We start from the raw sequence: 19514 nt of genomic DNA, 5'->3' as shown, positions 1-19514 counted from the left end.
CCATGGACCGCTACGTTGTAATGGGTAACCCCATCGGCCACAGCAAGTCGCCGTTGATCCATCGCCTGTTTGCCGAACAGACCGGGCAAACACTGGACTACAGCACCCTGCTGGCCCCTCTGGATGATTTTGCCGGTTGCGCACGGGAATTTTTCCGCGAGGGACGTGGGGCGAATGTCACCGTGCCGTTCAAGGAAGACGCTTTCCGACTGGCTGACAGCCTGACCGAACGGGCGCAGCGGGCCGGGGCGGTCAATACCTTGAGCAAGTTGGCCGATGGCCGCCTGTTGGGTGACAACACCGACGGTGCCGGGCTGGTGCGGGACCTGACCGTCAATGCCGGCTTCAGCCTCAAAGGCAAACGCATCCTGGTGCTGGGGGCCGGAGGCGCGGTGCGCGGCGCCCTGGAACCGCTGCTGGCGGAGGCACCGGCCTCGGTGATCATCGCCAACCGCACGGTGGAAAAAGCCGAGTTGCTGGCCGAGTTGTTCGCCGACCTGGGCCCGGTCTCGGCCAGCGGTTTCGATTGGCTGCGCGAGCCGGTGGACCTGATCATCAACGCCACGTCCGCGAGCCTGTCAGGGGATGTACCGCCGATTGCAGGCAGCCTGATCGAGCCCGGCAAGACCGTTTGCTACGACATGATGTATGGCAAGGAGCCGACTTCGTTCTGCCGCTGGGCCAGCGAACAGGGCGCCGCGGTGGCGATGGACGGCCTGGGCATGCTGGCGGAACAGGCGGGCGAAGCGTTCTACCTGTGGCGCGGCGTGCGGCCGGACACCGCGCCGGTGCTGGCCGAGTTGCGTCGCCAGCTGGCGCTGTAAACCACTGTGGGAGCAAAGCTTGCTCGCGAGACAGGCGCCTCGGTTTCCAACAGACCGGGTCGCTTTCATCGCGAGCAAGCTTTGCTCCCACAGCGCTGACCGTATCAATCCTCGAAGTGAATCGGGCACTTCTCCGGCCCTTCCAGCTTCTTCAACTCCTCCACCACATGGGGCCTGGCCCTGCGCAAGGTCAGGCTGCGCCCTTGGGCACCCAGGCGGCGGGCTTCCTGGTGCAGCATTTCCACCCCGGAATAGTCGATGAAGTTGATCTGCTGGGCATCGATCACCACCTGTTGCCTCTGCAAGCGTTGCAAGCGCACCTGCAGATAATGACTGGCTCCGAAGAAGATCGAACCGCCCACCCGCAGCACATCCGCCTCGCCTTCATGGGAATGTTGCACCCGCGGCTGTGACGTGCGCTTGAGGTAGAAAAACAGCGACGCCAGCACACCGGCGTAGATGGCCGTCTGCAGCTCCAGCAGCAACGTGGCCAGGCAAGTCAGGCTCATCACCACGAATTCGGCCCGGCTCACCCGGTACAACGCCCGGATGCCGCGATGATCCACCAGCCCCCAGGCAATCAAAAGAATACTGCCGGCCATTGCCGGAATCGGAATGTGCGAGATCAGTTTCGCACCGGCGACCGCAAACAAGGCCACCCACAATGCCGAGAACACCCCGGCCAGGGGGGAACAGGCCCCCGCGTCATAACTGAGGCCGGAACGGGTAAAGGACCCGGCTGACAGGGAGCCGGAGAAAAACCCGCCCACGATGTTGGAAAGCCCCTGCGCCCTGACTTCCTGATTGGCGTCGAGCAATTGCCCGGAGCGCACCGATAACGAACGGGCAATGGACAGACTGGTGACCAGCCCGAGCATGCCCACCGCGACGGCACCGGGGAGCAGGCGCAGTATCAGATCCAGGTCCAGTGGCAGCGCAGTGAACGGCGGCAGGCGCCCGGCAAAGGCGCTGACCAGCGCCACATGCCCGAACATGGCTGGCCACAACCAGACCACCAGGCTACTGATGACCAACGTTATCAACAGGCTCGGCCAGCGCGGCAGCAGCCGCTTGAGGAACACACCCAGGACCAGCGTCCCCAAGCCTAATAGCAACGAAGGCTTATCCACAGCGCCGAGGTGACTGAGCAACATCAGCACGCCTTTCAAGGCCGTGGCCTCGTTCGGCAGATCCAGACCCATCAGGTTCGGCAACTGCCCCAGTGCGATCACCACCGCCGCGCCCAAGGTGAAACCGAGCACCACCGAGTGCGAGACGAAGTTCACCAAGGCGCCGAAACGTAACAGGCCCAACAACCATTGGAAGATGCCCGCCAGTACCGTCAGCAACAGGATCAGGGTGATGTAGTCCTGGCTTGCGGGCACGGCCAGGGGACTGACGCTGGCGTACAGGACAATAGAGATCGCCGCCGTAGGACCGCAGATCAAATGCCATGACGAACCCCACAGGCAGGCGATCAGCACCGGCACGATCGCGGCGTACAAGCCGTACTCAGGGGGTAACCCGGCAATCAGGGCGTAGGCGATGGACTGCGGTAACGCCAGGATCGCGCCGCTCAAACCCACGATCAGGTCACGGCCGACACTGGCCCGGGTCTGCCGGGGCAGCCAGCTCAGGAAAGGGAACAGTGAATGGCGAGTGGGGATTGCCATGGGGCCTCAAGGATGGGGGGTGGCGCAAGAGTATCAGGTTGACCCTGTGGCGAGGGAGCTTGCTCCCTCGCCACAAGAGCCGTTCGCCAGGAGCCGAACCTTTACAGCTTGGCCTTCACCGCCGCCAACGCCTCCTGCCCATCCGCCGTCTTCACGCCATCCAGCCACTTGTCCAACACCGCCGGGTTGGCCTTGATCCAGGCCTTGGCCGCTTCGGCATTGCTGACCTTCTTGTTCACCACCTCGGCCATGATGCTGTTTTCCATTTCCTGGGTGAAGCTCAGGTTGGTCAATAGCTTGCCCACGTTCGGGCAGGCCTGTGCATAACCTTTGCGGGTCAGGGTATAAACGCTGCCCGTATCGCCGAAGTACTTCTCGCCGCCCTTGAGGTAGTGCATTTTCAGCTGCACGTTCATCGGGTGCGGCGTCCAGCCGAGGAAGGTCACGAACTTCTGTTTCTTCACGGCCCGGGACACTTCCGCCAGCATCGCCTGCTCGCTGGACTCCACCAGTTTCCAGTCGCCCATGCCGAAATCGTTGGTCTTGATGATTTCTTTCAGGGAGAGGTTCGCCGGGGCGCCGGAACCGATGCCGTAAATTTTCTTCTCGAACTTGTCGGCGAATTTGTTCAGATCGGCAAAGTTATGCACACCGGCGTCCCAGACGTAGTCCGGAACGGCCAGGGTGAATTCGGTGCCATCCAGGTTCTTGGCCAATTGCGTGACATCCCCGTTCGCCACGAATTTGTCATAGAACCCCTGCTGCGCCGGCATCCAGTTGCCCAGGAACACATCGACCTGGCCATCCTTGAGGCCACCAAACGTGATCGGCACCGCGAGGGTGTCGACCTTGGGCTTGTAGCCCATGCCTTCCAACAGGAAACCAGTGATGGCATTGGTCGCCGCGATATCGCTCCAACCCGGGTCAGCCATCTTCACCGTCTCGCAGCTCTGCTCGGCCCACGCCGAAGCACTGCTCAACGCCAACAGCCCAGCGGCCAGTACTGTGGATAACTTTTGCATGTGCTTCCCCTTACGTTCGTTATTGGTTTTGGCAGGGTTGTGGATAACGGGCCTTGCGCTCCAGATCGTCGAGGTCGATGTGGTTGCGCATGTATTGCTGACTGGCATCCACCAGCGGCTGGTGATCCCAGCTCTTGAGTTTGCCCAGGGTCAGCGCCTGGGCGACGAAACGACGGCGCCGCTGGCTGGCGAGCACCTGTCGATGAATGGTCGGGATGTCCCACTTGGCCCTGGCTTCGGCGAGAAAATCGGCGAACAGGGCTTGATGTTCAGGTGACTGGCTGAGATCTTCCAGTTCCTTGGGGTCGTTACGGACATCGAACAACAGGCACGGATCATCTTCGCTGTAGATGAATTTCCACTGGCCACGGCGGATCATCATCAACGGGCTGATGGTGCCCTCGGCCATGTATTCACCAAAGACCTCGTCGTGCCCGCCCTGCCCTTGCAAGTGCGGCACCAGCGAACGGCCGTCCAACGGCAAACCAGGCTCCAGCGTACCGCCGGCCAGTTCCACCAGAGTGGGCAACAAGTCGGCGGTGGACACCGCCGCGCTGACCCGGCCACTGGCGAATTGACCCGGGGCACTGACCAGCAGCGGCACCCGCGCGGACATCTCGAACCAATGCATTTTGTACCAGAGCCCTTTTTCGCCGAGCATATCGCCATGATCGCCGGAGAACACGATGATCGTGTCCTCGATCAAGCCGGTGTCCTCAAGGGTTTGCAGCAGCTTGCCCACATTGCTGTCGATGTAGCTGCAAGCACCGAAATAGGCACGGCGCGCATCGCGAATCTTATCCACAGGCAGCGGCTTGTCCCACAGATCATAGACCTTCAGCAGTCGCTGGGAGTGGGGGTCGAGCTCGGTTTGCGCCGGGGTTTGCGGCAGCGGAATGTCGTTGTCGTCATACAGATCCCAGAAAGCCTTGGGAATCGTGTACGGGTCGTGTGGGTGAGTCATCGACACGGTCAGGCAGAACGGTTGGTCGCCATCCTCCCGGATGTGGTCGAACAGGTACTGCTGCGCCTTGAACACCACTTCTTCGTCGAAATCCAACTGGTTGGTACGCACGCACGGCCCGGCCTGCAGCACCGAAGACATGTTGTGGTACCAGCTCGGCCGCACGTCCGGCTCATCCCAGTTCACTGCCCAGCCGTAGTCGGCCGGGTAGATGTCACTGGTCAGGCGTTCTTCGTAGCCATGCAGCTGGTCCGGCCCGCAAAAGTGCATCTTGCCGGACAGCGCCGTGCGGTAGCCGAGGCGCCGCAGGTAATGGGCATACGTCGGGACGTCGGCCGGAAAATCCGCGGCGTTGTCATAAGCGCCGATCTTGCTGGGCAACTGGCCGCTCACCAGGGTAAAGCGCGACGGTGCGCACAGCGGACTGTTGCAATACGCGGCGTCGAACACCACGCCTTGGTCGGCCAGGCGCGACAGATTCGGCAGCTTGATCGGCGAAGGACCGTAGATCGGCAACATTGGCGCGGCCATCTGATCGGCCATGATGAAAAGAATGTTCTTGCGCTTCATGTAATCGCGGCATTCCATAGTGAGCGGTTATGCGAAATTGCTGCGATTGAGCATGTCCCCCCAAGCTATTGGGGTAAAGCCCATGCAGGATAATGACTAGGATAAGCACAGCTTATGTATGACGCCTTGGGTGACCTGTCCCTGGATCTGTTTCGGGCCTTTGAAGCAGCGGCCAGGCAACGAAGCTTTACGGCCGCGGCGATTGAGCTGGGTACCACACAGCCGGCCATCAGCCAGCAGATCAAACGCCTGGAGGAACAACTCGGCACGCGGTTGTTCGATCGCATTTACCGTGGCATCGAATTGACCGAGGCCGGGGCGACGCTGTTCGAACAGGTGCAGGCCGGTTTGCAGAACATCGATGCAGGATTGAGCGCGATCACCGCTCAACATCAGCATGAGGTGTTGCAGGTCGCCACCGACTTCGCCTTCGCCGCCTACTGGCTGATGCCGCGGCTGCATCGTTTTCACGCTGCCAACCCGCAGGTGGACGTCAGCCTGGTGACCAGCGAGCGTAACCACAACATGTTGCGCACCGATATCGACGTTGCCGTGCTGTTCGGCGACGGTCGCTTCAAACAGGGCGAAAGTCGCTGGCTGTTCAGCGAAGAAGTCTTCCCGGTGTGCAGCCCGTTGCTGCTCAAGGAACGTCCCCTGCCCCTGCCCGCCCAGGCCTTGTTGGAGTTTCCACTGCTGCATCTGCGCGGCGGCAACAGCAGTCACTGGTTCGACTGGAATGGCGTGTTCCGCGAGCTGGGCATCACCTCGCCGCCAGCGCCGGGGCAACTGCGTTTCGACAATTACACCTTGCTGATCCAGGCGGCGATCGGCGGCCAAGGTGTTGCCATCGGCTGGCGCCACCTTGTGGATAACTTGTTGGCTCAGGGCCTGCTATGTCGCCCCATCGCCGAGACGGTGCTGTCGCGCCTGGGGTATTACGTGGTCCTGCCCCAGCGTAAACGGCGTGGAGCCTTGATCCGACAGTTTGTGGACTGGCTGATGGAAGAACAGGCCAACAGCGGCGAGTCGCTCACGGGGTTGCCGTTGCCATCCATTGCTGTTTGAGACTTGCAGGTGAAGGCACTTCCATAGCCAAAGAAAAACTACTGTGGCGAGGGGATTTAGCGAAACGTCGCACCGCCCCGCTGGGGCGCGAAGCGGCCCTGTTTTTTTTTGGGGCTGCTTCGCAGCCCAGCGGGGATAAATCCCCTCGCCACAAACAGCAATCCTCACCACAGGTTTTACACGGTCGTCAGGTAGCGGCTACAAAGCTGACATGCTGGCCCACATGCAGATTCAAGCGCAGCTCATCGGCAATGCCGACGGCCACCCGGTTGAGCCGCTCCAGGGATTCGGCCATGCCCGGTTCCAGGCTGGTGCTGACCTGGGTGAAATGCTCGATGCTCAACCCGGCAACAGCATAAGGCGAGTTGACGAGGGTCCATTGCAATGGGCTGTTGCGCAGGGCATCGAGGATTTCCTCGGCGGCATGACGCTGCAAGTCATCCTCACCTTCGTCTTCGTCGAGCACGGCGAAATCCCCCACAAGAAACAACCGGGGAATGTTCACCGCCTGCATGCCGGCAACCAGCGCATCCACCGCCAGGACCTGCTCCACGGGACCTGGAATCAGCGTGCGTTCCACATGCTCGCTGTTCATCGGTAATCCCGGTGCGTTCAGCAGGCAGATCACCGCATCGGCGCCGGCCACGCTTTGCTTGACCCGTTCAGGGTCATAAAGATCGCCGGTCTTGGTCCGCAGGCCCGGACGTGGCGCCAGGGCCGTGAGATCATCGAGAACGGCAATGACTTCATGCTGGCGCCGCAGCATTTCAGCCATCAACGCACTGCCGAGGCTGCTCATGGCACCATAGAGCACCACTTTGATCACCGGGGTTTCGGCGTTTTTCATGGCTGTTTTTCCCTTTTTTACCGCGTATAAGCCTCTGACCTGCGGGAAACGGCGAGGGTTCGCAAGGAGTGACAATGCAACGGATCAAGGGCTACCACGCCCATGTTTACTTCGATGCCAGCACCATCGACCAGGCGCGGGCACTGTGTGAGGAAGCCTCGCGTCTGTTCCCGCTGAAAATGGGCCGCGTCCACGAGCGCCCGGTCGGGCCCCATCCGGACTGGAGCTGCCAGCTGTCATTCGATCCGCAGTACATCGGGGTGGTGCTGCCGTGGCTGGCGCTCTATCGCAAAGGGCTGGTGATCTTTCTGCATCCGAACACCGGCGATGAGCTGGCAGACCATACCGACCATGCGATCTGGATGGGGGCGATGCGGCCGTTGGATCTTTCGGTGTTCTGAAATGTACTGAGGCAGGACGACCTGTGGGAGCAAAGCTTGCTCGCGACAGGGTTCACCCGGCATCCAGGACGACCGCGTCAGCTTCATCGCGGGCAAGCCTTGCTCCCACAGCCTTGCTCCACTGCCTTGTTCCTACAGCCTTGCTCCCCACAGACCCCGACCAGCGGAAAAACCATAGCCTGCAGCGAAAGCTGGCTGAAAGCTTGCGCGATTAGGATCGCCTCACTACCGGCAAAAGACCGGTGGCCAGAAACGGATTTCCGCGACCCGTTTGGCCTTTTTAACAACAACAATGGTGATTCTGATGTCCGCTGCTACCCGTCCTGCTGCACCCACTCCATCCGTCCGCCTCGTGTCTCACGTTCTGCGCTGACCTGTCCGGTCGCCTTAACCTCGCCGCGCCACGCCTGGAGTATTTCCCATGCTGACTTTCCTTGGCTTCGCCATGGTCATCACGTTCATGTTCCTGATCATGACCAAGCGCCTGTCCGCGCTGATCGCCCTGATCATCATCCCGATCCTGTTCGCCCTGTTCGGTGGTTTTGCGCCGAAGATCGGCCCGATGATGCTCGAAGGCATCACCAAGCTCGCCCCGACCGGGGTGATGCTGATGTTCGCGATTCTCTATTTTGCCCTGATGATCGACTCCGGCCTGTTCGACCCGGCCGTGCGCAAGATCCTCAAGCTGGTCAAGGGTGACCCGCTGAAAGTTTCGGTCGGTACCGCCGTTCTGGCGCTCGTCGTTTCCCTCGATGGTGACGGCGCGACCACTTACATGATCTGCGTGGCCGCGATGCTGCCGCTCTACAGCCGCATCGGCATGAGCCCTCGGATCATGGCCGGCCTGATCATCCTCGCCGGTGGCGTGATGAACATGACCCCCTGGGGCGGCCCGACGGCCCGTGCGGCCAGTGCGTTGCACGTGGATCCGTCCGACATTTTCGTACCGATGATTCCTGCGATGGCATTCGGTGTGGTGGCGATCCTGGCGATTGCCTACATGTACGGCAAACGCGAGCGTGCGCGCCTGGGTGAATTGCAGCTGGCCCACGATGAAATCGACCACAGCGAGATCAGCGTCTCCCAGTTCCCGGACGCTCGCCGTCCGAAGCTGATCTGGTTCAACGGCGCGTTGACCCTGGCCCTGATGTGCACCCTGATCGCCGGCCTGTTGCCGCTGCCGGTGCTGTTCATGGTGGCCTTCAGTATCGCGATGATCGTCAACTACCCATGCCTGCAACAGCAGAAAGACCGCGTTGCGGCGCACGCCGGCAGCGTACTGGCGGTGGTCGGGCTGATTTTCGCGGCGGGTATCTTCACCGGCATCCTGTCCGGTACCGGCATGGTCGACGCCATGTCCAAGAGCCTGCTGGCGGTGATCCCGGACTTCCTCGGCCCGTACCTGGCGGTGATTACCGCGCTGGCGAGCATGCCGTTCACGTTCTTCATGTCTAACGACGCATTTTATTACGGGGTGTTACCGGTTCTCGCCGAAGCTGCCAGCCATTACGGCATCACGGCGGTGGAAATGGCCCGTGCCTCGATCGTCGGCCAGCCCGTCCACCTGTTGAGCCCGCTGGTTCCGTCCACTTACCTGTTGGTGGCCCTGGCCGGGATCGAGTTCGGCGATCACCAGCGTTTCACCCTGAAGTGGGCAGTGCTGGTTTGCCTGTGCATAATGTTCGCCGCCTTGCTGATGGGGATCTTTCCGCTGTTCAGCACTCTATAAAAGCAATACCCGCGGCGCCGCGCTCCTGTTATTCCGAAGCGCGGCGCGGCCTAACACTCGTTCAAAGGAACTCACATGGAATGGCTGACCAACCCGGAAATCTGGGTTGCCTTCTTTACCCTGACCGCCCTGGAAATCGTCCTGGGCATCGATAACATCATCATGATCTCGATCCTGGTCAGCCGCATGCCCAAGCACATGCAGGCGCGTACCCGGATCTTCGGTCTGGCCCTGGCCATGATCACGCGGATCCTGTTGCTGCTGTCCATCACCTGGGTCATGCGCCTGACTGCCGATTTGTTCGAAGTGTTCGGCCAGGGCATCTCCGGTCGCGACCTGATCCTGTTCTTCGGTGGCCTGTTCCTGCTGTGGAAAAGCTCCCAGGAGATGTACCACGCACTGGAAGGCGACGACGAAAGCGACGATCAACCGTCGGGCAAGGGTGGCAACTTCCTCTACACCATCATCCAGATCGCGATCATCGACATCGTGTTCTCCCTGGACTCGGTCATCACCGCTGTCGGCATGGTCTCCCATGTGCCGGTGATGGTGGCGGCGATCATCGTGGCCGTGCTGGTGATGATGCTGGCCTCGGGCACCATCAGTGAGTTCATCGACAAGCATCCATCGCTGAAGATGCTCGCGCTATCGTTCCTGCTGGTGGTCGGTACCGTGCTGATCGCCGAGTCGTTCGACGTCCATGTACCTAAAGGCTATGTCTACTTCGCCATGGCCTTCTCCCTGGCCGTGGAGGCGATCAACATCAAGATGCGCACCGCGATTGCACGCAAGCGCAAGCAGCAGGATCCGGTGAAACTGCGCAAGGACGTTCCGGGTCAGTAACGGGATGGCGCAATGAACGAAGGGGCTCTTGGAGCCCCTTTTTCATGCCCGCAGGAAAGTGCCCTGGACACCGGACCTGTGGGAGCGAGCCTGCTCGCGATAGCGTCCTCTCAGTTACAACAGTGTCGATTGACCCACCGCTATCGCGAGCAAGCTCGCTCCCACAGGGGATCATTGTGGCCTTCGCCCGTTTTTATGACAGTTTTGTTTCAATCAATTCTTTAGCTGTGCAATGCTGGCGCTCGAACCGTTCGCCAACTACAGCTTAAGTACAAAGAAGAACGATGTGGCATCGTCAACTTGTCTCTTTGAGACGCTAACAGGGGGCCTCTCATGCTGACCCTGCTGAATCTACTCTCCGCCGTGGCCCTGCTGATCTGGGGTACGCATATCGTCCGTACCGGCATCCTGCGGGTCTATGGCTCCAACCTGCGCCACGTCATCGGCCAGAACATGTCTCGGCGCTGGCTGGCATTTGTCGCCGGCATCATGGTCACCGCCATGGTCCAGAGCAGCAACGCTACGGCCATGCTGGTCACCTCGTTTGTCGGCCAGGGCCTGATGGCGCTGACCCCTGCCCTGGCGACCATGCTGGGTGCCGACGTTGGTACGGCATTGATGGCCCGGGTGCTGACCCTCGACCTGTCGTGGTTGTCGCCGTTGCTGATTTTCCTCGGGGTGATCTTTTTCCTGTCGCGCAAACAGACCCGCGTCGGGCAAATGGGCCGCGTCTCCATCGGCCTGGGCCTGATCATCCTCGCGCTGCAATTGATCGTCGAAGCCGCCGCGCCCATCACCCAGGCCCAAGGCGTGAAGGTGATCTTTGCCTCGCTGACCGGCGACATCCTGCTCGATGCGTTGGTGGGTGCGCTGTTCGCCATGATTTCCTATTCGAGCCTGGCCGCCGTGCTACTGACCGCCACACTGGCCGGCGCGGCCGTGATCAGCCTGCCGGTGGCCATCGGCCTGGTGATCGGCGCCAACATCGGCAGCGGCGTGCTGGCGTTCCTCAGCACCAGCATGCAGAACGCTGCCGGACGGCAGGTCGCGCTGGGCAGCCTGCTGTACAAGCTGATTGGATTGCTGCTGATCATTCCAGCGCTCGACCCTCTGGTCGGGTGGTTGGACAGCCTGGATTTCAGTCCTCAGGAAACCGTCATCGGCTTTCACCTGCTCTACAACTCCGTGCGCTGCCTGGTGCTGCTGCCCAGCGTCGCGCCGATGGCCAGGTTATGCGCCTGGCTGCTGCCCGAGCGCGCGGAAACCAATGGCACCGCCAAGCCCCGGCACCTGGATCCCACGGCCCTCGCCACGCCGAGCCTGGCCCTGGCGAATGCGGCCCGGGAGACGTTGCGCATCGGCGACCTGATCGAAAACATGCTCGAAGCCATGCTCGACGTGCTGCGCGGCCAGCAGACGGCACTCACCCAGGAGGTGCGGCGCGTGAGCGATGATGTCGAGGTGCTGTGCAGTGCCATCAAGTTGTATATGGCCCAGATGCCCCGCGAAGACCTCAGTGAACAGGACAGTCGCCGATGGGCGGAGATCATCGAGCTGGCGATCAACCTGAAGCTCGGCAGCGACCTCATCGAGCGCATGCTGCGCAAGGTCCAGCAGCAGAAAACCTCGCAACGCCTGTCCTTTTCCGAGGTGGGCCTGGAAGAGTTGGCGGGGTTGCATAGCCACTTGATCGCCAACCTGCGGCTGGGCTTGTCGGTGTTTCTCAGTGGCGATCGGGAAAGCGCCCGCCAGTTGCTGCGTGAGAAACGTCGCTTTCGTGCCCAGGAAAGACGAATGGCCCATGCCCACGTCAGCCGCTTGCAACGCAAGATCGTACAAAGCCTGGAGACCAGTTCCCTGCACCTGGACCTGATCGCTGACATGCGGCGCCTCAATTCGCTGTTCTGCGGCAGCGCCTACGTGGTGCTGGAAACGGCCGAGATCGGTGCCCTGGCGGCAGATGAAATGTCCGACATTACCCACTCGCCTTGAACATCTGGCGCATTGTTCAGTCAGTAGGGTTGGACTGTCAGTCGCCGGGAAGCCGTTTATGCGTGGTCTGTTATTCGCTCTTTTCTTGTTCGGTTCGCTGCCTGCGGTGGCCCTCGACCGGTTCCAGGTCGAAGGCTACACGCTGCCCAATGGCATGCAGCTGCTGCTCAAGCCCGGCAGCGAACGCGGCCACGTCGCCATCCGGCTGGTGGTGGGTGTAGGCCTGGATGACTTCAGTTGCGCCGACAAGGAACTGCCGCACCTGCTCGAGCATGCGCTGTTCAGCGGGGTCGATGAAGGTGGCGAAGGCGCCTTGGAAGAGCGGATGCAAGCGCTGGGTGGCGAGTGGAACGCGTTCACCAGCAATGCCGACACCACATTTGTCATCGAGGCCCCGGCGAGCAATCAGCGCAAGATCCTCGACCTGCTGCTGGCGGTGCTGACCCGTACCCGCATCGACGAAAAGGCCCTGGAGGCAGCGAAACGGGTGGTCGAACGCGAGGACGGCGGCCACTACACCCACCTGCAACGCTGGCTCGACCGCCAGGACCTGGGACACAAGACCAGCAACCAGCTGGCGGTGGAGTTGGGCCTGCGCTGCGCGGAACGGGCCGAGGTCGAGCACCACACCCTCGCCCGGCTCGAACAGGTTCGCAAAGCCTGGTATGCGCCGAACAACATGACGCTGATCGTGGTCGGCGACCTCGATCGCTTGCTGCCGGCCTACCTGGAGCGAACCTACGGCAAACTCAAACCGGTCGAGCCCAGTGTCCATGAAGCATTACCGCAGATCCGCTACAGCGCCGTCACCAAGCGCAACCTGATCCGCAGCCTGGTGGGCGATGGCGCCAAGCTGCACTGGTTGTTCCCGGAGCCGGTGCTGGAACAGCAACACGACGAAACCTTCGACCTGCTGAAGAATTATCTGGACTGGGCCCTTTACCGCCAGCTGCGCCTGGCCCGCAGCCTGTCCTATGGCCCGTGGGTGGAGCGTGAAGTGTTCGGTGGCGTCGGCTTTCTCAGCCTGAACGCGGACCTGGCCCGCGAAGACCTGCCGCAAGCGGAACAGGCACTCGAAGAATTGCGCAGGACATTGCTCAAGGACGGGCTGGACCCCGACAGCTTCATGCGCATCAAACGGGCAGCCATTGCCCACCAGACCTGGGCAGTTCAAGGTAACAGTGCGCTGGCCGATTATTACTGGGGCGCCCTGGGCGACTATGAAGACGGCCGCTTCGCCAACCCGGCCGTGCGTTTGCAGGCGGTAAGCCTGGAACAGGCCAACCAGGCCCTGCGCGAACTGCTCAAGGACCCGGGCTACCTGCGCATCGAGAAGCCGTTGCTCGGTGACGATGAGCTGGTGTGGGGGGTGAGCGGCTTGCTGGGGTTGTTGCTGTTAGGGTTGGTGGCGTGGCGGTTGCGTCGCAAGACCTGACCCTCATGCACTGAGTTCTTGTGGCGAGGGGATTTATCCCCGCTGGGCTGCGAAGCGGCCCCAAATCAGACAACTCGATCCGTCAGACACACCGAGACGTCAGGTTTAAGGGCCGCTTCGCAGCCCAGCGGGGATAAATCCCCTCGCCACAAAAGCCTGCTCGTCACAACGATGCCTGGACGCTACTCTGTCAGGGATATTTCCTACGACTTACTGTGAAACCGCCTAATGCAGACCCTGACTCATTACATCCAGCGCATTCTTGAATTGATGAAGCGCTACCCAGGGGTCATTGCGCTCGGCGGTTTCATCTCCGGCGCCGGCAGTTTCATACTGGTGGACCGCCAGCAAAGCCTGGCAACCTGGATCGCCATCCTGATGCTGGTGAGCTGGCTCTGGCTGATGCTGGAAAACAGCCTGACCCGGCTGTTCGCGCGAATTTTCAAGCGGGAAATACCGCAGCCGTTGTTGCGTTACGCCACGCAGATGATTCACCAGGAAAGCCTGTTCTTTGTCCTGCCGTTCTTCCTGATCACCACCACCTGGAACAGCAGCCAGCTGATTTTCACCGGCTTGCTGGGGGCGTCAGGGCTGATTTCAATCACCGATCCGCTGTATTACAAATGGCTGGCGCCCCGACGCTGGGCGTTCCTGGCGTTGCACACGCTGACACTGTTCGCCGCCCTGCTCACCGCGCTGCCGATCATCATGCACCTGACCACCGACCAGAGCTTCAAGCTCGCGCTGGGCATCTCCATGCTGTTGTCGTTCCCGAGCCTGGCCTCGATCTTTCCGATTCGCACCGTGCGCAACGCCCTGGCGATTCTGTGCATCACCCTGGGGATTGGCGCCGCCGGATGGGTGCTGCGCTCCTGGGTACCGCCGGCCACGCTGTGGATGACCGAAGTGGCGATCAGCACGCAATTGGAAGACCGCACACCCGGCGACAGCCTCAAGGAAGTCAGCGCCGCGCAGATCCGCGGCAACGGCCTGTATGCCTATACCGCCATCAATGCGCCGCGGGGGTTGGATGAGCGGATCTATCACGTCTGGCAGTTCAACGGCAAAGAAGTGGACCGCATCGCCCTGGACATTCATGGCGGACGCAAGGAAGGCTATCGCGCCTGGACCCACAAGCAGAATTTCCCGGACAACCCGACAGGCAAATGGCAGGTACGGGTGCTGACGGAGAATGGGCAGATGATCGGGGTGCTGCGGTTCAACGTAACGGACTGAGACAGGGCAAGCCCGCTCCCACAAAATCTGTCTTCAGCCGAAGAACCAGTAGCAGACCCCGATGGCCCCCAGCACGCCGGCCAGCTCCGCCAGCAGCGCACAGCCCACCGCATGCCGCGCCCGCTGGATGCCCACGGCACCGAAGTACACCGCCAGCACATAGAACGTGGTCTCGGTGCTGCCCTGGATGGTTGCCGCCACCAGGGACGGGAAGCTGTCCACGCCGGACGTCTTCATGGTTTCGATCAGCATCGCCCGGGCGGCGCTGCCGGAGAACGGCTTGACCATGGCGGTCGGCAAGGCGTCGACGAAACGCGTGTCCCAGCCGGCCCACTGCACCAGGTGCCTGAGACCGTCCAGACCGAAATCCAGCGCTCCCGAAGCCCGTAGTACACCGACCGCGCACAGCATCGCCACCAGGTACGGCAACAGGCTCTTGGCAACGTCGAACCCCTCCTTGGCTCCCTCGACGAACGCTTCGTACACCTTGACCTTGCGCAGGGCGCCTACCACCAGGAACAGGATGATCAGGCCGAACAGTGTCAGGTTGCCGAGGATCGAGGACAGGCCCGCCAGAGCCGTGGCCGAGAGCGTCGCCAGCAATGCCATGAACCCGCCCAGCGCCAGCGCACCCGGGATCAGGTAAGCCAGCACCACCGGATCCCACAGGCGCAGGCGCTGCATGAAGGCCACCGACAGCAGCCCCACCAGGGTCGAGCAACTGGTGGCGAGCAGGATTGGCAGGAATACCAGGGTCGGGTCCGGCGCGCCTTGCTGGGCGCGGTACATGAAGATTGTCACCGGCAGCAGCGTCAGCGACGAGGCATTGAGCACCAGGAACAGGATCTGCGCATTGCTGGCGATGGTCGGACTGGGGTTCAGGTCCTGCAGGGCACGCATGGCCTTCAGGCCGATGGGGGTGGCGGCGTTGTCCAGGCCCAGGCCGTTGGCGGCGAAGTTGAGCGTGATCAGGCCAATGGCCGGATGACCCGGTGGCACCTCCGGCATCAGCCGCAGGAACAGCGGGCCGAGGGCCTTGGCCAGCCAGTCGACGATGCCGGCCTTTTCGGCAATCCGCAGGAATCCCAGCCACAGGGTCAAGGTGCCGAACAGCAGGACCATCACCTCCACCGACAGCTTGGCCATGGCGAAAATGCTTTCCACCATCGCCGCGAAGATGCCGGCGTTGCCACCCACCAGCCACTGCATCAGCGCCGAGACGGCCGCCACGATAAAGAAGCCAAGCCACAGGCCATTGAGCATCGGTTAAATCCCCCGGAAGATGCCGCGAATGATAGCGGGGCCGGCAGAAACGACAAACCCCGGATTTCTCCGGGGTTCAGACAGGGTACATAGAGCATTCCCTGTGGGAGCAAAGCTTGCTCGCGATCAGCGAAAGGTCTGCTGGCTCGATGTGGCTGACAGACTGCTATCGCGAGCAAGCTTTGCTCCCACAGGTATTTTTGCTCTCACAAACATTTCAGTTCCAGGCGGATCAGCGACTGGAAGGCTCACCGGCCGGCAGCGGCTCCTTGCTGCGCCAGTGCGGCAGGGAATTCCAGTAGCGCTGGCCCTTGGCGTCATCGTACATGCCTTCCCAGCGCGAGATTACCAGCACGGCCAGGGCGTTTCCGATCACGTTCAATGCGGTACGGGCCATGTCCATGACACGGTCGACACCGGCGATGAAGGCCAGACCTTCCAGCGGGATACCGACGCTGCCCAGGGTCGCCAGCAGGACCACGAAGGACACGCCCGGCACGCCGGCGATCCCCTTGGAGGTGACCATCAGCGTCAGCACCAGTAGCAATTGCTGGCTGATGGACAGATCGATGCCGTACAGCTGGGCGATGAAAATCGCCGCGATGCTCTGGTACAGCGTCGAACCATCGAGGTTGAACGAATAACCGGTCGGCACCACGAAGCTGCAGATGGCTTTCGGGGCTCCGTAGGCTTCCATCTTCTCGATCACACGCGGCAACACGGTCTCGGAGCTGGCGGTGGAGTAGGCCAGCACCAGTTCGTCCTTGAAGATGCGCATCAGCTTGAGCACCGAGAAACCGAACAGACGGGCGATCAGGCCCAGGACCACGAAAGCGAAGAAAGCGATGGCGACGTAAACCAGGATCACCAGTTTCGCCAGCGGCAGCAGAGAGGCGAAACCGAAGTTCGCCACAGTCACTGCGATCAGCGCGAACACGCCGATCGGGGCGTACTGCATGATCATATGGGTGACCTTGAACATGCTTTCGGACACGCCCTGGAACATCTTCACCAGCGGCTCGCGCAGGTCCGATTGCAGGCTGGAAAGACCCAGGCCGAACAGTACGGAGAAGAAAATGATCGGCAGCATCTCGCCACGAGTCAGCGCGGCGAAGATGTTCGACGGGATCAGATTGAGAATGGTCTGGACGAAGGCATGCTCATGCTGCACTTCGGCGGCCGTGGCCTGGTACTTGGAAATGTCCACCGTGCCCAGGGTGCTCATGTCGATGCCGGTGCCCGGATGGAAGAAGTTCGCTAGCAGCAGTCCGACGACAATGGCGATGGTGGTGACGATTTCAAAGTAGAGGATCGTCTTGAGGCCGATACGCCCGAGCTTCTTCGCGTCACCGACCCCGGCAATGCCGACGATCAGCGAGGAAATCACGATCGGGATCACGATCATCTTGATCAGACGGATAAAGATATCGCCCGCCGGTTGCAGCACGTTGCTGATCCACCAGGCCTTCTCGGCACTGAAATGGTTGAGCAGCGCGCCCAGTGCAATCCCGAGCACGAGACCGATGAGGATCTGCCAGGCGAGGCTTAATTTTGCCTTCTTCATATCGTTACCCTTACTTCGTTTGGACTCGGACAGAAGCGCAAATCGAACCGCCCCATGGCGATACGAGTCGTGCTCCTGCCCCCGTATAAGGTCACCCCGAGCGCGCACTGGCGGCTTACTGGCGGGCGAAAAAAGGCGCAACTATTGCGATGCGAGGTGGGCACGTCTAATGCCGTAAACGCCTACCCTATGCCGAATCGGCATGAGATTTTCAAAACGAAACTCGCATCCCAAGTGGACCGAATGCGCCATTTCATCAGGCATAAATGCCGTAACCGGCGGTTTCAGCGTAGCCGGGCTTTATTTCACTTGTCGGAAAAACCGATGAAACGGCTACCCGCTGACGAGCCGAGGGCAACGGCAAGCGCTGGAAAGCTCTCCGATATACGGTCAGACGTCAGGGAAAGGAGAGATGTGACGGGACAAAATGCCGCACAGTGTGGGCGGGTGTGAAGTTCGAATAACCAGCCGCTCTGGAACGGGCTTCTTACTGGTTAAGCTCTACGCAGGTTCGCCAAGCCGTTACGTTTGCACGAACCTGCGTCGCAGCTTTTTCCTGACCCGGCCCTTTCGCAGGCACCCCTTGTGCCCGTAGGTCACTCCGACCCTGAATGGTCAGAACGTCCCGGCCCCCTGGTCATGCATCGGCCCTCCTCGGGCTGTGCAGGGGAAAAGCGAGGCTGCTTTTCCCGTTATCCAGAACTTAGTACCAGTTGGGATCTTTCTTGAGTTGTTCCATTAACAGTTCTTGCATACCTTCATCGGGATTGCCGAGGAAGCGGTAGTTGGCATGACGGCTTGGCGACTTGTCGGCGGGCAACCCGGCGGGTACCTCCACCAGTAAGGCGTAGGCCTTGTCCTTGTCGAAACTGAAAGCCACGAACAAGCGCTCGTTGCGGCACGTCGCCTGGGTTTCACAGAGTGGACCCACCAGATATTTGTCGCCGTCTTCCTCGACAGCGTTCATCTGTTCCGAATCGCCTGACAGATTCATGACCCATTCCGGCAGGCGCTCTTCTTTCTTGACGACGTGCTGCCAGGTTTCACGGTACTGCGCGTCAGCCTCAAGCAATTGATTGACCCGCATTTGTCCGTCATTGGCAGCCATTGCCATGGCACTGCCGCCCATTAGCAGGGCGGCGGCCAGTCCTTTCAATGCAGCGTTCATGGTCAGCCTCGGCCGCGACGACCAAAGAAGAACGAGGCGATGAACATCACCAGGAACACGACAAAGAGAATCTTGGCGATGCCCGTGGCGGTGCCGGCGATACCACCGAAGCCCAGGACCGCAGCGATGATGGCAATGATCAGGAAGGTAATTGCCCAGCTCAACATGGTGATTCTCCTTACGCTTTTCTATTTAGTTAGGGACTGCTTGGAATGGTTCCGGACGCGTCGGACGCACGGTCATCGAGTTAAAACACCCAGCGCTCCTGACGGGGCATGTCGGTGATCGGCTGAGCCTGATCGACATCCATCATCCGCATCGAGGAGGACGCTTCCGAGACGCTGCTGACGGCGCTGAAGTGGGTTTGAGGAGCTCGATGAATCGACACCGGCGCTGGCTCGGGCTGCTGGCTGTAGTGCCAGAGGAGCAGTTGCTGGCCCACGACGAGGGTCACCAGCAATGCCAGAACAGCCCACAACCCCTGCTGGATGTGCAGGGAGGTAATGGGTAATCGGGCGGCACGTTGCAAATTCATCCTGGAATTCCTCCCCACCCCGGGTGGTGATCTGGTTGAGGCGCTCTAACGCCACGATGACCAGACTATTGCAGGCGGCATGCCAGAATTTTATCGAGAAAAACCCTTTAATAATCATACGGTTACATCTGATCCGTAAAATTGCAAAAGCGCATCCTGCACGATGGCCCTGGACGGAGTCGTGCGTATTGCACGAATGAAGGGGAGAAAGGCGATCGGATTCTTTTTGAATTGCCGACCGTAAATAGCGGTCGGAATGGGCAGGCCTGGTCACTCATCGCGGACGAACCCGAAAAAACATACACAAATCAGGTCTTTAGAACGCCACAGCTCACGGCGACCCTTTCTATAGGTAATATTCGCTCAGAATCGACCATGCAACT

The 19514-nt window shown here is 60.8% G+C and carries 17 protein-coding genes; 8 read left to right on the top strand and 9 right to left on the bottom strand.

Annotated features, from left to right (window positions below):
* The first annotated feature begins 2 nt into the window (after positions 1 to 2).
* Positions 3 to 824 (top strand): shikimate dehydrogenase, encoded by an 822-nt coding sequence (gene aroE, locus CGA22_RS07300; protein WP_041023175.1) that lies wholly within the window; start codon positions 3 to 5, stop codon positions 822 to 824.
* A gap of 104 nt (positions 825 to 928) precedes the next feature.
* On the opposite strand, the gene CGA22_RS07295 is transcribed toward aroE, so the two are convergent.
* The 3 genes from CGA22_RS07295 to betC all read right to left on the bottom strand — a co-directional run bounded on the left by CGA22_RS07295 (position 929) and on the right by betC (position 5053).
* Positions 929 to 2497, bottom strand: a complete 1569-nt coding sequence (locus CGA22_RS07295; RefSeq protein WP_041023173.1) for a SulP family inorganic anion transporter — start codon at positions 2495 to 2497, stop codon at positions 929 to 931.
* 101 nt (positions 2498 to 2598) lie between these two features.
* The gene (choX, locus tag CGA22_RS07290; RefSeq protein ID WP_041023172.1) at positions 2599 to 3519 is read right to left on the bottom strand and encodes a choline ABC transporter substrate-binding protein; all 921 of its coding nucleotides are present in this window, start codon (positions 3517 to 3519) and stop codon (positions 2599 to 2601) included.
* A 19-nt stretch (positions 3520 to 3538) separates the two neighbouring features.
* Positions 3539 to 5053 (bottom strand): choline-sulfatase, encoded by a 1515-nt coding sequence (gene betC, locus CGA22_RS07285; protein ID WP_041023171.1) that lies wholly within the window; start codon positions 5051 to 5053, stop codon positions 3539 to 3541.
* A 114-nt stretch (positions 5054 to 5167) separates the two neighbouring features.
* Between betC and CGA22_RS07280 the strand changes: the two genes are divergently transcribed.
* The gene (locus tag CGA22_RS07280) at positions 5168 to 6118 is read left to right on the top strand and encodes a choline sulfate utilization transcriptional regulator (RefSeq protein ID WP_041023170.1); all 951 of its coding nucleotides are present in this window, start codon (positions 5168 to 5170) and stop codon (positions 6116 to 6118) included.
* A gap of 187 nt (positions 6119 to 6305) precedes the next feature.
* Here CGA22_RS07280 and CGA22_RS07275 read toward each other — a convergent pair whose 3' ends face one another.
* Positions 6306 to 6965, bottom strand: a complete 660-nt coding sequence (locus tag CGA22_RS07275) for an NAD(P)-dependent oxidoreductase (protein WP_041023169.1) — start codon at positions 6963 to 6965, stop codon at positions 6306 to 6308.
* 74 nt (positions 6966 to 7039) lie between these two features.
* Here CGA22_RS07275 and CGA22_RS07270 point away from each other — a divergent pair, with 74 nt between their 5' ends.
* The 6 genes from CGA22_RS07270 to CGA22_RS07245 all read left to right on the top strand — a co-directional run bounded on the left by CGA22_RS07270 (position 7040) and on the right by CGA22_RS07245 (position 14601).
* Complete coding sequence (locus CGA22_RS07270; RefSeq protein ID WP_024778428.1) at positions 7040 to 7366, top strand: DOPA 4,5-dioxygenase family protein; 327 nt, start codon at positions 7040 to 7042, stop codon at positions 7364 to 7366.
* 421 nt (positions 7367 to 7787) lie between these two features.
* The gene (locus tag CGA22_RS07265; protein ID WP_041023168.1) at positions 7788 to 9095 is read left to right on the top strand and encodes a CitMHS family transporter; all 1308 of its coding nucleotides are present in this window, start codon (positions 7788 to 7790) and stop codon (positions 9093 to 9095) included.
* A gap of 75 nt (positions 9096 to 9170) precedes the next feature.
* Positions 9171 to 9938, top strand: coding sequence for a TerC family protein (locus CGA22_RS07260; protein WP_024778426.1), 768 nt, complete (start codon positions 9171 to 9173; stop codon positions 9936 to 9938).
* A gap of 333 nt (positions 9939 to 10271) precedes the next feature.
* Positions 10272 to 11930 (top strand): Na/Pi cotransporter family protein, encoded by a 1659-nt coding sequence (locus tag CGA22_RS07255; RefSeq protein ID WP_041023167.1) that lies wholly within the window; start codon positions 10272 to 10274, stop codon positions 11928 to 11930.
* A gap of 58 nt (positions 11931 to 11988) precedes the next feature.
* On the top strand, positions 11989 to 13365 hold the full coding sequence (locus CGA22_RS07250; protein WP_041023166.1) for a M16 family metallopeptidase: 1377 nt from the start codon (positions 11989 to 11991) through the stop codon (positions 13363 to 13365).
* 228 nt (positions 13366 to 13593) lie between these two features.
* A complete protein-coding gene (locus CGA22_RS07245) occupies positions 13594 to 14601 on the top strand; it encodes a DUF5924 family protein (RefSeq protein WP_041020755.1) in 1008 nt (335 codons plus the stop codon).
* A 33-nt stretch (positions 14602 to 14634) separates the two neighbouring features.
* Here the strand turns inward: CGA22_RS07245 and CGA22_RS07240 are convergent, their stop codons facing one another.
* From CGA22_RS07240 to CGA22_RS07220, 5 genes are all read right to left on the bottom strand, one after another.
* Positions 14635 to 15864 (bottom strand): nucleoside recognition domain-containing protein, encoded by a 1230-nt coding sequence (locus tag CGA22_RS07240; protein ID WP_041020754.1) that lies wholly within the window; start codon positions 15862 to 15864, stop codon positions 14635 to 14637.
* A 232-nt stretch (positions 15865 to 16096) separates the two neighbouring features.
* On the bottom strand, positions 16097 to 17428 hold the full coding sequence (gene gltP / locus CGA22_RS07235; RefSeq protein WP_041020753.1) for a glutamate/aspartate:proton symporter GltP: 1332 nt from the start codon (positions 17426 to 17428) through the stop codon (positions 16097 to 16099).
* Between the two features lie 703 nt (positions 17429 to 18131).
* The gene (locus CGA22_RS07230) at positions 18132 to 18596 is read right to left on the bottom strand and encodes an inhibitor of vertebrate lysozyme family protein (RefSeq protein ID WP_041020752.1); all 465 of its coding nucleotides are present in this window, start codon (positions 18594 to 18596) and stop codon (positions 18132 to 18134) included.
* 2 nt (positions 18597 to 18598) lie between these two features.
* On the bottom strand, positions 18599 to 18763 hold the full coding sequence (locus tag CGA22_RS07225; protein ID WP_003177151.1) for a DUF1328 domain-containing protein: 165 nt from the start codon (positions 18761 to 18763) through the stop codon (positions 18599 to 18601).
* A gap of 80 nt (positions 18764 to 18843) precedes the next feature.
* Positions 18844 to 19131 (bottom strand): hypothetical protein, encoded by a 288-nt coding sequence (locus CGA22_RS07220; protein WP_041020751.1) that lies wholly within the window; start codon positions 19129 to 19131, stop codon positions 18844 to 18846.
* Between the last annotated feature and the right edge of the window lie 383 nt (positions 19132 to 19514).

The organism is Pseudomonas sp. PSB18, assembly GCF_014596565.1.
Taxonomy (GTDB): Bacteria; Pseudomonadota; Gammaproteobacteria; order Pseudomonadales; family Pseudomonadaceae; genus Aquipseudomonas.
The sequence above is the reverse complement of the archived record's forward strand: the minus strand, read 5'-3'. Positions and strand labels throughout refer to the sequence as shown.

What these genes read in the sequence shown, in the direction of transcription:
- betC (WP_041023171.1), bottom strand. Translation starts at nt 5,053, where the DNA reads ATGAAGCGCAAGAACATTCTTTTCATCATGGCCGATCAGATGGCCGCG.
- aroE (WP_041023175.1), top strand. Translation starts at nt 3, where the DNA reads ATGGACCGCTACGTTGTAATGGGTAACCCCATCGGCCACAGCAAGTCG.
- CGA22_RS07245 (WP_041020755.1), top strand. Translation starts at nt 13,594, where the DNA reads ATGCAGACCCTGACTCATTACATCCAGCGCATTCTTGAATTGATGAAG.
- CGA22_RS07280 (WP_041023170.1), top strand. Translation starts at nt 5,168, where the DNA reads ATGTATGACGCCTTGGGTGACCTGTCCCTGGATCTGTTTCGGGCCTTT.
- CGA22_RS07275 (WP_041023169.1), bottom strand. Translation starts at nt 6,965, where the DNA reads ATGAAAAACGCCGAAACCCCGGTGATCAAAGTGGTGCTCTATGGTGCC.
- gltP (WP_041020753.1), bottom strand. Translation starts at nt 17,428, where the DNA reads ATGAAGAAGGCAAAATTAAGCCTCGCCTGGCAGATCCTCATCGGTCTC.
- CGA22_RS07230 (WP_041020752.1), bottom strand. Translation starts at nt 18,596, where the DNA reads ATGAACGCTGCATTGAAAGGACTGGCCGCCGCCCTGCTAATGGGCGGC.
- choX (WP_041023172.1), bottom strand. Translation starts at nt 3,519, where the DNA reads ATGCAAAAGTTATCCACAGTACTGGCCGCTGGGCTGTTGGCGTTGAGC.
- CGA22_RS07255 (WP_041023167.1), top strand. Translation starts at nt 10,272, where the DNA reads ATGCTGACCCTGCTGAATCTACTCTCCGCCGTGGCCCTGCTGATCTGG.
- CGA22_RS07220 (WP_041020751.1), bottom strand. Translation starts at nt 19,131, where the DNA reads ATGAATTTGCAACGTGCCGCCCGATTACCCATTACCTCCCTGCACATC.
- CGA22_RS07265 (WP_041023168.1), top strand. Translation starts at nt 7,788, where the DNA reads ATGCTGACTTTCCTTGGCTTCGCCATGGTCATCACGTTCATGTTCCTG.
- CGA22_RS07270 (WP_024778428.1), top strand. Translation starts at nt 7,040, where the DNA reads ATGCAACGGATCAAGGGCTACCACGCCCATGTTTACTTCGATGCCAGC.
- CGA22_RS07260 (WP_024778426.1), top strand. Translation starts at nt 9,171, where the DNA reads ATGGAATGGCTGACCAACCCGGAAATCTGGGTTGCCTTCTTTACCCTG.
- CGA22_RS07295 (WP_041023173.1), bottom strand. Translation starts at nt 2,497, where the DNA reads ATGGCAATCCCCACTCGCCATTCACTGTTCCCTTTCCTGAGCTGGCTG.
- CGA22_RS07250 (WP_041023166.1), top strand. Translation starts at nt 11,989, where the DNA reads ATGCGTGGTCTGTTATTCGCTCTTTTCTTGTTCGGTTCGCTGCCTGCG.
- CGA22_RS07225 (WP_003177151.1), bottom strand. Translation starts at nt 18,763, where the DNA reads ATGTTGAGCTGGGCAATTACCTTCCTGATCATTGCCATCATCGCTGCG.
- CGA22_RS07240 (WP_041020754.1), bottom strand. Translation starts at nt 15,864, where the DNA reads ATGCTCAATGGCCTGTGGCTTGGCTTCTTTATCGTGGCGGCCGTCTCG.